Source organism: Levilactobacillus namurensis, assembly GCF_032197885.1.
GTDB lineage: Bacteria > Bacillota > Bacilli > Lactobacillales > Lactobacillaceae > Levilactobacillus > Levilactobacillus namurensis_A.
Map to the genome: position 1 here is coordinate 1583272 of NZ_CP134159.1, position 12751 is coordinate 1596022.

Consider the following 12751-nt stretch of genomic DNA (forward strand, 5'->3'; position numbering starts at 1 on the left):
CGTCGTTCACGCCTTAAGCTTCGGCCCTAAAGCCACGCCAATAAGCCACTCATGACCAAAATCCCCCCAAAGGCCACCAGGTGCCAACGTTTGTTCCGGACAAAGACGGCAATGTACTCCCGCAAAACAGCGTTGGGTAGAAAGAAATGCGCCGTCCGCGACCCGATGCCATCCGCACGGAGTCCGGCTTGTTGGGCAATCATCCCCGCTCGATAGATGTGGTAATTATTGGAAACGAAAATGACGCGCGGTGGCCTAGCAGTCGTGGTCATCAGTGCTCGACTGAACTGCATGTTTTCCAAAGTCGTCCGCGACCGGGTCTCTGCGATGGCATCATCCGCCGGTAACCCCTGGCTGATTGCGTAATCGCGCATGGCCTGACCTTCCGCAACCGTCTCGTCGCTCCCCTGACCGCCGGAAAAGATCATCTTGACCGGGTGTCCGGTCTTCGTCAATTGGCGCCGGTAGAACCGTAACCCCCGGTCAATTCGCTGTTTCAAAAGTGGTGAGACCTGGTTTCCATTTAACAGTCCCGCCCCTAACACCACGATGTAATCCTGATTTAACCGCGGCCGGTTGAACTGGTAAATGACCAGCATGGTCAAGTAATTGTAGAACCAAAAGGCAACGTACAACAGCGACAGGTTCACGACGGCGACCAAGAAGGCGTCTACGGGCCGCGGTAACACCTGCCCAGCCAGTCGATCCAACCAGGGCAAGATTAAGAAGAAGACGCCCAACCCCAACGTCAGCATATTGGCAACGGTGTGCTGTTCGCGGTGCCAAACGATCCAGGCATTCCACAGCAGCAGAAACGCTTGTAAGGCAAAAGTCACCCCAATCGCCATCAAAATCACCACAAAGGCAATGAGACTGATGGCAATCAAGGGGCCGTTATTGGTACCCAAAATCGTCATGGCCAAGGCGGCCAAGAACGTGTAGAACGCTGCCGAAAACCACAAGCCATTACTAAGACGCGTCTTATTCCGCTGGTAACGCCACGCGAAGATACCACCTAAGCTCACCGGAATCACCCAGACCCAATACCAGACCGCCGGAATGTGAAAGGCCATCTCTCCCACGAAATCATCCCCTCTAAAAATCACTTACTGTGAGCATACCACAGTTTGGTGACCGGCCAAACGATGGCCCCTCTTAAGTGGCCTAAAGTCACGAAAAAACGGCAGCGGGGCATCAAACCCAGCTGCCGTCTTTCATCGTCTAGTAAGTCATCAGGCTGAACACGTCGTAACCCTTTAATTGGTCCCGACCGTGTAAGGCCTCTAATTCAATCAAGAAGGCCGTTCCGACCACGACACCACCCAAGTCTTCAACCAACTTGATGGTCGCGCCAATGGTTCCCCCAGTGGCTAATAAGTCATCGGTCACTAAGACCCGTTGACCAGGCTTGATGGCATCCTTGTGCAGGTATAACGACGACGTCCCGTATTCCAGGTCATAGCTAGCCTTGACCGTTGCCCGAGGTAACTTGCCTTCCTTACGGGCAGGGGCAAAGCCGACGCCTAATTCGTAAGCCACGGGGCAGCCCACAATGAACCCCCGCGCTTCGGGACCCACGATCATTTCAACGCCCTTATCCTTCGCGTATTTGACGATTTGGTCGGTAGCCGCGTGAAAGGCTTCGCCATCCGCCATCAACGGGGAAATGTCCCGGAAGATAACGCCCTTTTCAGGATAATCGGGAACACTTGCGATATATTTGGTAAAATCGATTGCCATAACTTTTAATTAGCTCCTTTATTTTCGATCCATGAGTCCCTGCAGACGCTGAGTCAATTCCGCTGAGGGGCAAGCCAACAAGTCCGCTTCGGTCTGAATCTGCTGCTGGCGGAGTTGGTAACTCGGCGCCGCCGTGAGATCTTTATGACCGGGTTGAGCCACCCCATCCATGATACCATGGTCGATGGTCACAAACCCACACTCGAAGAAGACTTGAATCATAAAGATCAGCTGGGTGCGCGGAATCTGAAGAAACGTGCTGAGTTGCGTCAATTGGTGACCCACGTCAACGTGTTGATGTGTCGCAACGAACTTAAATAGTTTAGCATATTGTGGTCGAGTTGGCAGCCCCAAACGCGAAAGACTTTCCTTTTCGTATAAATAGGCCGTAATCTGGGCCGGCTGCAACTGGGTCACGGCCGTGGTCAAGTCGCTGGTCAGATCCGGACAATCCACTAAGAACACGGTGGTCTCAGGCACCACTGGCGACAAGCTCTGACCATCAAACAAGATGGCCGTAGCGCCCGCAGGCAAGTAATGCGCCAGCTGCTGATAGATGTTTTGGTGGAAGAAAAGGTACGTACCGGCAGTCGTGAACATAGCCTGGTGCAGCCGGTTCGTTCGTTCAACCACCACTGCCGGTTCCGTAGTTCGTAAGTCTTTGACCATTAACTGAAGGGAATGCCGCCCTTGCCAGACGTTATCCTCTAACGTTCCCAGAACAGCGACCTGGCTGGCCGTTTGCAATGCCGTGGCGGTCTTCCCGGCACCGAACTGGATGGCATTCAACCGCGCCTTCCCAGCCTGTAACTGGAACTTCAGGTGATCTCCGGTCTTACCGATCGCCTTGACCTGGGTTACGCTCTCCGGTTCAAAAGCAAACAGGGGTTGGGCGTTGTCGGTCCCAAACGGCGCTAACTGGGCCAATTCATGGTACAAGTCCATGGTCGCATCGCCCACGGCTAACGTGGCCGCCACTGGCAGTTCACTGGGACCTTGGTCGGCCAAATGCTGGGCCTCGGCCTCCTGATCTAAGGCGTCCGCTAAGGCCCCTAATTGGTCGGCTGGTGCGGTTAAGCCCACGGCCATGTGATGACCCCCGAAAGCCGTCATCAGGTCTCGGTGACCGTCTAACGCCTGAAAAAGGTTAAAGGCTTCGACACTCCGACCGGAACCCTTAGCGTGGCCATCCGCATTCACGTTCAAAACCAGGGTTGGCTTGCCGGTCTGCTCCACAATCCGACTCGCCACGATTCCCAGGACCCCCTCGTGCCAGTCATGTCCACTAATAATGAGTGTCTGTCGGTCTCGGTGGTCGGCGTCGGTCGCCTGAGCTAACGCTGCCTCGCTGATCTGGGCCACGAGGTCTTGGCGGCGACGATTCTCCTGTTCCGTCTTCTGCGCCAGTTGGGTCGCTAAGTCGTCGTCTAACGTGGTCAATAAGTCCACGGCAGGACCCGCATCCCCCAAGCGGCCTAAGGCGTTGAGGCGGGGCGCCAACCCGAACCCAATCGATTGTTCCGTCAACTCTTCCGGATGAATCCCGGCTGCTTTGATCAACGCCCGCAACCCGGGGCGTTCGTCTTGCTGCAACAGCTTGAGGCCGAAGTAGACCAAGACACGGTTCTCATCCACCAACGGCACTAGGTCGGCGACCGTGCCAATCGCGGCTAAGTCCAATAAGTCTTGGGGAATCTCTTCGCGTAAGGCTTGGGCCACCTTAAAGGCCACGCCCGCCCCGGAAAGCCCACCAAAGGGATACTCCGCTCCAGGGTACCGGGGGTGAATAATCGCGTAGGCGTCCGGCAAGTCTTGCGGTAACTCGTGGTGGTCAGTCACGACCACGTCCACGCCCTTAGCGTTCGCTGCAGCAATCGCCGCGTTCCCTGACACCCCGTTATCGACCGTCACCAGGAGTTGCGTCCCCGCAGCAATCAGCTTTTCAAAGGCGGCGACGTTAGGGCCATAACCGTCCGTAAACCGATTGGGAATATAATAGTTGACCTTAGCGCCCAACGTGGTTAACGTCTCGTACATGATGGCCGTGCTGGTCACCCCATCCGCATCGTAGTCACCGTAAATCGTGATCTGCTGTTCCTCACTGATGGCCTGTTCGATACGGGCCGTACCCTTTTGCATATCGTGCAACTGGTTGGCGTCGTGCAACTGCTCGGGCCCCGGCGTTAGGAACGCTTGAACGGCCTCGGGCGTGGTCATCCCCCGGTTGGTTAGAATCTGCGCAATAATTGGCGATACTGACGCCGCCTGGGCCAACGCCTGCGCCTCCGCCGTTGGTTGGTCAACGTGCTTGTTCTGCCACCGGTACTGTGCCGCAATCATCAACTGCTCACCCTTTCTAAAACATAGAAGAGTGATGTCTCGCGGCATCACTCTTCAGCGTTCATCTATTTCGCTGCTAGCTGTTGCTTCAACGCCTTGACCTGGGTCTCCAGGTCTTGGATTTGTTTCTCCTGCTGCCCCACGACCTGCTTGCCATGAGAATTCTGCAGGCGCTTCTTGAGCTGGTCATTCTCCTGATTCAGCGTGGCTAACTCCTTTTCCAAGTCCTTATACGCGCGGTTATGCCGCACGCTGGTAATCGTGGAGAAGAGAATCATCAAGACCGCCCCAATCAGAATTGAGACTAATAAGATCAGAATCAACGGCCAGCGGACCGTCGTGAACCCGAAGGAAACGGGAACCGATTCAACATTTAAAATTGCAAAAATCGCGACAATGATGACCAACAAAATCGTTAAAATGATCCGCCATTGATTCTTCATGACCGGGATGCCTCCGTTGTCTTCTGAAATGCGACCGTAACCTCATCAAAATCCTTCACGACACGCGTGTTATGAAACACCTCACGGGCTTGATGCTGCAATTCGTTCGCCAGCTTCCCCGTGTAACGGGCCGAGATATGGTTCAATAATAACAACTTCACGTGTGCGCGCTTAGCCAACTCAGCGGCTTGAATATTCGTCGAATGGTAGTAGGCACGGGCTAGCTTGCCCTCTCCCTTCGCAAAGGTGCTCTCGTGAACCAGCACGTCCGCATTGGCTGCCAACTTTTCTTCTCCCGGCGTCTGCCGCGTGTCTCCTAAGATTGCGACAATACGTCCAGGTTGGCTAGGCCCCAAGAAGTCTTGACCATTCAAGGTCCGCCCGTCCGGTAAGGTCACCGTCTGTCCGGCCTTTAACTGGCCGTAGACTGGCCCCGAAGGAACTTGGGCCGCGCGGAGTTTCTCAACCATCAATTCACCCGGATGGGCCTTCTCAACCACCCGGTACCCGTAGCAGGTAATCCGGTGATCTAGATGGTGCGCGTAGACTTTAAACTTGTCGTCCTCAAAGACCAGCCCATCCGTTGCAATTTCTTGATAGTGAATCTTGTAAGACAACTTGGTCTGGGAGACTCGTAGACTCACTTCAACGAAATCCCGAATTCCCTTAGGCCCATAAATCGTTAGCGGTGCCTCACCTCCCTGAAATGAGCGACTGCTAAGCAGGCCCGGCAACCCAAAAATATGGTCACCGTGTAAGTGTGTGATAAAAATCTTGTCAATTTTGCGGGGCTTCAGCGTCGTCCGTAAGATCTGGTGCTGCGTTGCTTCACCAACGTCGAACAGCCAGACCGAATTCCGCTCATCTAATAAGCGAAGCGCCGTACTGGTGACGTTGCGAAACTTGCCCGGTGAGCCCGCGCCCGTTCCTAAAAATTCAATTTCCATATTTTTTCGTTCCTATCTATCGAATTAAAGTCCGTTCACTATTTTAGGGGATTTTGGCCAAAATCGCAACTTTTGACCCCGATACTGGTCAGAAGCAACTTTCCTTGGGGTTCCCTGTCAAAATTCGGTATAATTAACCTAGCCAATGCGGCGAATCTGGTGTCAAAGGAAGTGGTCGTGTGCGTTTAATCGACTTTCACCGCTCAACTCAAGACCTCGATCCCCAATTACGTCTTTTCTGGGAGACCCCTTCCCGTAACCGGCCCATCACGGACCTCCGGGTGGTTGAGGACCGCTTAGAATGTCTCAGTACCTCCGGCCGACCACTGACCCTAGACCAGTTTCGCGCTCGCGTGCAACAAGTGCCCCCCACCGCCAGTCTCTTTACCCCGGGGCCGCCACCCCAACGACTTTACGGGTACCGGCTTATCACTCATCAAATCTTACTTGGCTGAAAGGAGTCATCGACCATGCGCCTCATTCATCCTGTCTTGGTTGCCGGTCTAAGTGTCCTTGCCTTAGGCCTAACCGGTTGCCAAAACACCGCGCAAAAGAGCAGCACCAGCTTTAAGAATCAGGAAACATCCTCTAAAAAGTATCAAGCCCCGAAACCAGACGCGGCTTTCTCCGCCTCGTCGTCCGCTAAAATCGCACAATCGTTTAAGCCCGACGCCGCCCAGACTAAAGCTCGGGGCTACGTCAAATCGGGCAACTTACAGCAACCCGGGCAATACACCTACGACCGAGTCGGGACCAAGCTGACCCTCGATCAGGCCCACACCCGCAAGCACACCATTAAAAGTGGGGCCCTGACTTACCGGATCACGCTAGTCCGGACGATTGCAAACACCGCTGAGACGGCCAACGCCAAAAAGATGGCCGCACAAGCCTTAAACCTGCCTTCAATCAAGAGTCCCTACTACACGGTTCAGGTCAAGTTCACCATTTTGAACCGCGGTAAACGGGCCGTGACTACGGACGGTATCCGTGAGATTCGCCTGAGTAACGGACACCGCCTCAGCGCAACGAACCAGTTAAGCGACGCTAGCGCCGGACGAACAATCGGGGCACACCGTCAACTCGCAACTTTTGCGACCGGCCTAGCAAGCCAGGGAAAGGCGCCTAAGTTAGACACCCTCAAGATTGCGTTTGCCGGGGGCTACGACCAGAAGCAACATCAGCTGGTCAAACCTTCTGGCTGGTTGACCATCCATCTCTAGTCCATTAAAAAGTGGCTTCTTTCATCTGCCGATGAAGGAAGCCACTTTTTTAAATTATTTTGCTGAATCGGCCTAAGCCATATATTCAAACGAGAAGTCGCCAATCTTCACGGTGTCCCCGTTTTGGGCACCCTTGTCACGCAGCGCGCTGTCCACGCCCATACCCCGCATCTGCCGGGCAAAGCGTAACAGACTTTCGTCGTGCGTCACGTCCGTCATCTTAAACAGCTTCTCTAACTTCTCGCCGCTCAAGACCCAAGTCCCATCGGTATCGCGCGTAATGGTAAAGTCCGGCGTCTGCTTGAAGTCGTACTCGACCGTCTTTAAGGTTTCGGCGTCTTCCTTGACTGGGAACTTCGGCGTCTGCGCCAGGAGTTCTGCCGTCCGTTGCAGGAGGGGCGTCAGGCCTTGGTGAGTCAACGTGGAAATCGCAAAGACTTCCGGCGTCTGGGCCAGCAGCTGGTCACCCGCCAAGTCTTGTTTAAACTGGGCTAAGTGCGCTTGCGCATCGGGCATATCCATCTTATTCGCCACCACGATCTGTGGCCGCTTCAAGATATCCGGGTCATAGGCCTGCAACTCCCGGTTAATCTTCTCAAAGTCATCGTATGGATCACGACCTTCGATTCCACTCATATCGATTACGTGGAGAATGACCCGGGTTCGTTCAACGTGCCGCAAGAACTGGAAGCCTAGTCCAATCCCCTTAGCCGCACCTTCGATCAGCCCCGGCAGATCCGCCATAACGAAGTCTTGTCCGTCATCTAACCGCACCATCCCCAGGTTCGGTACCAACGTAGTAAAGTGGTATTCCGCAATCTTAGGTTTAGCACTGGTAACGGTCGATAACAGCGTCGATTTCCCAACGGAGGGGAAGCCGACCAGTCCGACGTCAGCCAAGACCTTCAGTTCCAAGCGAACTTCTAGTTCCTCACCTGGTTCTCCGTTTTCAGCAATCTCCGGTGCCGGGTTCTTAGGGGAGGCAAAGTGGATATTGCCCCGACCGCCCCGGCCACCGTGGGCCACGATCAGCTGGTCGTCGGGCGCGACCAAGTCGCCAACGACGGCGCCCGTTTCATTATTAATAATCGTGGTCCCTTGAGGAACTTGCACGATCAAATCATCGGCACCGCGACCCGTCATTTGCTTGATGGCCCCGTTACCGCCGTTTTTCGCTTTAAACTTCCGTTGGTAACGGAAGTCCATCAGTGTCCGTAACCCTTCGTTGACGACAAACACGACGTTACCGCCGCGACCACCGTCACCGCCGGCTGGGCCCCCGTTCGGCACGAATTTTTCCCGCCGAAAGGCCACCATGCCGTTGCCACCGTTTCCGGCTTTAACATTAATTTTTACTTGATCTACAAAAGCCATATTATTTCCTCATTTTCTAAGCCAGGCGACCCTGACTTGCAGTTGTCTTCGCTAAGTTAGTATACCGACAAATGTGGCTAGCGTCAAAGATTAGTCGGGGTGCGCGGGTTGCGGACCTCCGTGTTCATCTCCGCTTGCAGGGTCACGTGAATCGTCTGCGCCGTCGTCTTACTGATGCCCAGATCCTGCAGGTCAGCAATCTCCGCTTCACTGATCTTCTTGGTCGACCCGTACTTCCGTAACAGCTTATTGCGCGTCTTCGGTCCGACACCCGGAATCAAGTCGAGGCGGGAGCTCAGCGAATGCTTGGTGTGGACTTGTCGGTGGAAAGTGATGGCAAACCGGTGCACTTCATCTTGAATGCGCTGAACCAGATAGAACCCCTGGCTCTTAGGATCCAGACGCACGTGGTGGTCGTCCGGCCCAAACAAGAGGTCCGCCGTCTTATGGTGGTCGTTCTTGACCATCCCCGCTACCGGAATGTGCAGGTCCAATTCGTCCTCTAAGACTTCCTTCACGGCGTTCATCTGAATATCGCCCCCGTCCATTAGAATCAGGTCGGGTAGCGCCGCATGCTCCTTTAAGAGCCGCGTATACCGCCGGCGAATGACCTCTAGGGTGCTGGCTGTTTCGTCAGCGTGGTCGACCGTCCGTAGCTTATATTTACGATACAGCTTCTTATTCGGTTGACCGTCCACAAAGACCACCATGGCCGAGACTAAGTCGGCCCCTTGAATATGCGAGTGGTCGAAAGCCTCGATCTTATGCCCCGGTGCGATTCCCAAGGCATCCGTAATTTCTTTCATGGCGCCCGTAGTCTTTCGCTCATCCAACTCTAAGAGCCGGAACTTTTCTTCTAAGACCAGCCGGGCATTCTTTCCCGCCATCTCAAGTAAGTCCCGCTTGGTTCCCCGCTGGGGTGTCCGCACGGGCACGTGCAAAAGCTCTTCAATCACCGCCCCATCGATACTCTTGGGTACTAAAATCTCACGGGGCAACACCGTGTTCTTCCGGTGATAGAATTGTACGATAAAGCTGGCCAACTCTTCTTCGGCCGTACTAACGATTGGAAAAAGCCGCTTTTCACGCTTCATGAGCCGTGCTTGCCGGATGAAGAAGACCTGAATCGACAGCCAGCCCTTATCCAGGTAAAAGTTAAAGATATCCCGTGGCGTGTTGTCGTTTGAAATGATCTTTTGCTTCTCCACGGTCGCTTCGATGTAGCGAATCTGATCCCGCAGATCCGCGGCCCGCTCATACTGCATCTCCGCCGCTGCGGCTTCCATCCGGGACCGGAGCTGTTTCTCGGCGTGACCCGTATTGCCGTTCAGAAATGACTTGATCTTACGAATCTGTTCCTGATAAGCCGCTTCCGGTACTTCCTTAAAGCAGGCCCCTAAGCATTGGCCCATATGGTAGTAGAGACAGGGGCGTCCCTGAAACCCCGTACACCGCCGCAACGGATAGACCTTCTGTAAGAAGTGAATCGTCTCCTCGGCCGCGTAAACGTTCGGGTACGGTCCGAAGTAATAGCCGCCATCCTTCCGCACGTCGTTGACCAGTAGTAACTGGGGATCCCGCTCATGCGTAATCTTGATGTACGGGTAACCCGTTCCCTGCTTCAGCTTGATGTTAAAGTACGGTTGGTGTTTTTGGATCAGGGTAATTTCCAGGAGAAAGGCTTCCTTGTCCGTCGACGTGATAATCGTCTCAAAATCCACGATCTCACTGACCAACTGTGCGGTTTTTCCCGTATGACTGCTCTTAAAGTAAGAGCGTACCCGGTTCTTCAGGTTCTTCGCCTTACCCACATAGATAATTTGGCTGTTAACATTCTTCATCAGGTAACAGCCTGGAAGCCCCGGCAGCAATGCCAGTTTATGTTCTAAATATTCCGAAGCCAAAGTGCGCCCCCTCCATTTCTGATAATTTAGCTAATAAAGTATAAGCCGAATACCTGTTTGGTGCAAGCAATCCACCCGCGACCTGACGGCGATAAATGACAAATCCCCCAAGTTCTGCTATGATAACTGAAAAAGGTAGGGAGGTGGCTTTATGGCCCTTAAAGTTAAACGGCAAGATAACTTAGACGCCATGTTTGGCAAGTTCGCCCAGATGGATCCCCATGACGCTCAACGGGACAAGTTCCTCAAACGCCAAGACGAACACAAAAACGACAAACGGCCTAAGGAACTCATCAAGGCTGATCAAGACAAACACGACGACAAGTAACCGGTGACCAGAAAAGGGTCCCTGCGGACAAATTCCGCGGGGACCCTTTTACGTTAATCCTTAAGTTGTTTATGGTAGCCATTCGGATACCGATCATTTAACCGTTGGATGTTGTTTTGGGCGACTTCATCGAAGTCAATATCGGCCCACTGGGCAACCTGACTCAGGTACCACAGGACGTCTCCCATCTCCTTAACCAAGGCATCGTGATCGAGGTCTTGACCGTGGAACGTGTAGCGCTTGACCAGTTCCACGACCTGCCCCGTCTCACCTGCTAGGCCCAAGGCACAGTTGGTCAGAACTTGTTCATTACCGTACAGGGTTCGATTGGCAGCTTGTTGATACTCATTAAATTCCACGATTATTCCTCCCCAAAAGCACGTTCTTCAATCCACTGCCAGACGGCATCTTTACCCATCTTCTGCGGTGCAGAGAATAACACAATATTATTCGCGTTGGGTAACCCTAACGTCTTCTTGATCTGACTAATGGCTTGATTCCACTTACCACGGGCAATCTTGTCACTCTTGGTCGCAACGATCAAGATTGGCAAATCATAGTACGCCAGCCATTGGTACATCTGAACATCCAGGGCCGTTGGCGCGTGCCGGGCATCAATCAGTGAGACAACGCCGCGTAACTGCTCACGCTGCGTAAGGTACGTTTCGATCATTTGTCCCCACTTCTCTCGGTCCGCCTTCGAGACCTTCGCGTATCCGTAACCGGGAACGTCCACAAAGTACAATTGGTCTTCAACGTTATAGAAGTTCAACGTTTGCGTCTTACCAGGCTGACTTGAGGTCCGGGCATACGACCGCCGATTGATCAAGATGTTTGTTAGCGATGACTTGCCAACGTTCGAGCGACCAACCAACGCAATTTCTGGATAACCCGTGGTGGGGTATTGACTGGGCTGAACCGCGCTCATAACGAGTTCTACGTGATTAACTTCCATTCCTTTGTGCCATCCTCTCCAAAATATCTTTCACCATTCTAACACACAATTTCCCTCAACATGGGGGTAATTCTAAATCCCCGTGGTCATCCCCTAGTCACTGGAGTCTACAGTCTACGCAAAAAGCGACCAGTCATCACTGACCAGTCGCTTCAACTTACACTTAATTAAGAAGCCTTTTGGTCCTTCAAGACCGATTCAGGTTCTTCGTGATCCGTCACGGTCTTAGCCGTAATAATCACCTTAGCCACATCGTGTCGACTTGGTAAGTCGAACATGATGTCGCGCATAACGTCTTCAATAATGGAACGCAAGCCCCGGGCACCGGTATTCCGAGCAATCGCTAACTTAGCCATCTCTCGCAATGCTTCTGGCTGGAACTCAAGCTGCACATCATCTAACGACAAGAGCTTCTCGTATTGCTTAACCAACGCGTTCTTAGGTTCCGTTAAGATCCGGACCAGGTCGTGTTCGTCCAGCTTTTCAAGGGCCGTCAAAATAGGTAACCGTCCAATGAATTCTGGAATTAACCCGAACTCTAACAAGTCTTCCGGAATCACGTGTTGCATCAAGCTATCCCCGGACGACAGAACCTTCTGCTCCTTGGTGTCGGCACCAAACCCAATCGTTTGGTCGCCTAACCGCCGTTTAACGATGCCTTCGATACCGTCAAAGGCCCCACCAACGATGAACAGAATGTTGGTCGTATCGATCTGAATGAATTCTTGTTGGGGGTGCTTCCGACCACCTTGAGGCGGCACGTTAGCGATGGTTCCTTCCAAGATCTTCAGGAGGGCTTGTTGGACCCCTTCACCGGAAACATCCCGCGTAATCGAGACATTTTCAGCCTTTTTAGCAATCTTATCGATTTCATCGATATAAATAATGCCCTTTTCTGCCCGATCAACGTCGTAATCGGCGTTTTGCAACAGCTTCAAGAGAATATTTTCAACGTCTTCCCCCACGTACCCAGCTTCCGTCAAGGTCGTGGCGTCCGCAATCGCAAACGGAACGTTTAAGATTTTCGCCAAGCTCTGGGCTAAGTAGGTCTTCCCAGAACCAGTAGGCCCGATGACCGCGATGTTACTCTTTTGTAATTCGGGGCCATCGTCGTGCTTAGCCATTTCATTGACCCGCTTATAGTGGTTGTAAACCGCTACGGACAGGGTCCGCTTAGCCTCCGTTTGACCAATGACATATTGGTCTAACGTTTTGACAATCTCGGCTGGCGTTGGGACTTCCAGCGTCTCCTGGGCATTATCTTGGCTAAATTCCTCATCGATAATTTCTTTACAGAGATCGATGCATTCGTTACAGATGTAAACACCTGGTCCCGCAACAATTTTCTGCACTTGATCTTGGGTTTTCCCGCAAAAAGAGCAGGTCACAGGGCCATTCGTTTCGGTGTTTTCAAACAATAAACTCACCCTTTCTCCTCGGGCAGTTGCCCCAGTCTATTTCCTTGGGTCAGTATGCCTGTTGAACAAACCAGGCTTCCCC

At 53.1% G+C, this 12751-nt stretch carries 13 protein-coding genes; 3 read left to right on the forward strand and 10 right to left on the reverse strand.

Annotated features, from left to right (window positions below):
- Positions 1-26: 26 nt before the first annotated feature.
- The 5 genes from RIN67_RS07595 to rnz all read right to left on the reverse strand — a co-directional run bounded on the left by RIN67_RS07595 (position 27) and on the right by rnz (position 5470).
- Entirely contained in the window at positions 27-1073 is a 1047-nt protein-coding gene (locus RIN67_RS07595; protein WP_264999324.1) for a YdcF family protein, read from the reverse strand.
- 148 nt (positions 1074-1221) lie between these two features.
- On the reverse strand, positions 1222-1740 hold the full coding sequence (locus RIN67_RS07600; RefSeq protein ID WP_024746130.1) for an adenine phosphoribosyltransferase: 519 nt from the start codon (positions 1738-1740) through the stop codon (positions 1222-1224).
- An 18-nt stretch (positions 1741-1758) separates the two neighbouring features.
- A complete protein-coding gene (gene recJ / locus RIN67_RS07605) occupies positions 1759-4080 on the reverse strand; it encodes a single-stranded-DNA-specific exonuclease RecJ (protein WP_264999317.1) in 2322 nt (773 codons plus the stop codon).
- A 65-nt stretch (positions 4081-4145) separates the two neighbouring features.
- Positions 4146-4523: a LapA family protein gene (locus RIN67_RS07610; RefSeq protein ID WP_024746128.1), complete on the reverse strand. Its 378-nt coding sequence runs from the start codon at positions 4521-4523 to the stop codon at positions 4146-4148.
- Positions 4520-5470 (reverse strand): ribonuclease Z, encoded by a 951-nt coding sequence (gene rnz / locus RIN67_RS07615; RefSeq protein ID WP_024746127.1) that lies wholly within the window; start codon positions 5468-5470, stop codon positions 4520-4522. The genes RIN67_RS07610 and rnz overlap by 4 nt, the downstream gene beginning before the upstream one ends.
- 179 nt (positions 5471-5649) lie before the next feature.
- Between rnz and RIN67_RS07620 the strand changes: the two genes are divergently transcribed.
- Entirely contained in the window at positions 5650-5925 is a 276-nt protein-coding gene (locus RIN67_RS07620; protein WP_264999315.1) for a hypothetical protein, read from the forward strand.
- Positions 5926-5940: 15 nt separating this feature from the next.
- The gene (locus tag RIN67_RS07625) at positions 5941-6690 is read left to right on the forward strand and encodes a hypothetical protein (RefSeq protein WP_264999314.1); all 750 of its coding nucleotides are present in this window, start codon (positions 5941-5943) and stop codon (positions 6688-6690) included.
- 72 nt (positions 6691-6762) lie between these two features.
- Here the strand turns inward: RIN67_RS07625 and obgE are convergent, their stop codons facing one another.
- Positions 6763-8064, reverse strand: a complete 1302-nt coding sequence (gene obgE, locus RIN67_RS07630; protein ID WP_024746125.1) for a GTPase ObgE — start codon at positions 8062-8064, stop codon at positions 6763-6765.
- Positions 8065-8147: 83 nt separating this feature from the next.
- Positions 8148-9968: an excinuclease ABC subunit UvrC gene (gene uvrC, locus RIN67_RS07635; protein ID WP_264999313.1), complete on the reverse strand. Its 1821-nt coding sequence runs from the start codon at positions 9966-9968 to the stop codon at positions 8148-8150.
- Positions 9969-10119: 151 nt separating this feature from the next.
- Between uvrC and RIN67_RS07640 the strand changes: the two genes are divergently transcribed.
- Complete coding sequence (locus tag RIN67_RS07640; RefSeq protein ID WP_162832735.1) at positions 10120-10296, forward strand: SPJ_0845 family protein; 177 nt, start codon at positions 10120-10122, stop codon at positions 10294-10296.
- A gap of 53 nt (positions 10297-10349) precedes the next feature.
- On the opposite strand, the gene RIN67_RS07645 is transcribed toward RIN67_RS07640, so the two are convergent.
- The 3 genes from RIN67_RS07645 to clpX all read right to left on the reverse strand — a co-directional run bounded on the left by RIN67_RS07645 (position 10350) and on the right by clpX (position 12669).
- Positions 10350-10655: a nucleoside triphosphate pyrophosphohydrolase family protein gene (locus RIN67_RS07645; RefSeq protein ID WP_024746123.1), complete on the reverse strand. Its 306-nt coding sequence runs from the start codon at positions 10653-10655 to the stop codon at positions 10350-10352.
- A gap of 2 nt (positions 10656-10657) precedes the next feature.
- Positions 10658-11251 carry a ribosome biogenesis GTP-binding protein YihA/YsxC gene (yihA, locus tag RIN67_RS07650; RefSeq protein WP_264999312.1) on the reverse strand — a complete coding sequence of 198 codons (594 nt, stop codon included), beginning with the start codon at positions 11249-11251 and terminating at the stop codon, positions 10658-10660.
- A gap of 167 nt (positions 11252-11418) precedes the next feature.
- The gene (gene clpX, locus RIN67_RS07655; RefSeq protein WP_264999323.1) at positions 11419-12669 is read right to left on the reverse strand and encodes an ATP-dependent Clp protease ATP-binding subunit ClpX; all 1251 of its coding nucleotides are present in this window, start codon (positions 12667-12669) and stop codon (positions 11419-11421) included.
- Positions 12670-12751: the final 82 nt, after the last annotated feature.

Bases quoted from the DNA above. Each gene is read 5' to 3' on its own strand.
- RIN67_RS07595 (WP_264999324.1), bottom strand. From the start codon at position 1,073: ATGGCCTTTCACATTCCGGCGGTCTGGTATTGGGTCTGGGTGATTCCG.
- RIN67_RS07600 (WP_024746130.1), bottom strand. From the start codon at position 1,740: ATGGCAATCGATTTTACCAAATATATCGCAAGTGTTCCCGATTATCCT.
- recJ (WP_264999317.1), bottom strand. From the start codon at position 4,080: ATGATTGCGGCACAGTACCGGTGGCAGAACAAGCACGTTGACCAACCA.
- RIN67_RS07610 (WP_024746128.1), bottom strand. From the start codon at position 4,523: ATGAAGAATCAATGGCGGATCATTTTAACGATTTTGTTGGTCATCATT.
- rnz (WP_024746127.1), bottom strand. From the start codon at position 5,470: ATGGAAATTGAATTTTTAGGAACGGGCGCGGGCTCACCGGGCAAGTTT.
- RIN67_RS07625 (WP_264999314.1), top strand. From the start codon at position 5,941: ATGCGCCTCATTCATCCTGTCTTGGTTGCCGGTCTAAGTGTCCTTGCC.
- obgE (WP_024746125.1), bottom strand. From the start codon at position 8,064: ATGGCTTTTGTAGATCAAGTAAAAATTAATGTTAAAGCCGGAAACGGT.
- RIN67_RS07640 (WP_162832735.1), top strand. From the start codon at position 10,120: ATGGCCCTTAAAGTTAAACGGCAAGATAACTTAGACGCCATGTTTGGC.
- yihA (WP_264999312.1), bottom strand. From the start codon at position 11,251: ATGGAAGTTAATCACGTAGAACTCGTTATGAGCGCGGTTCAGCCCAGT.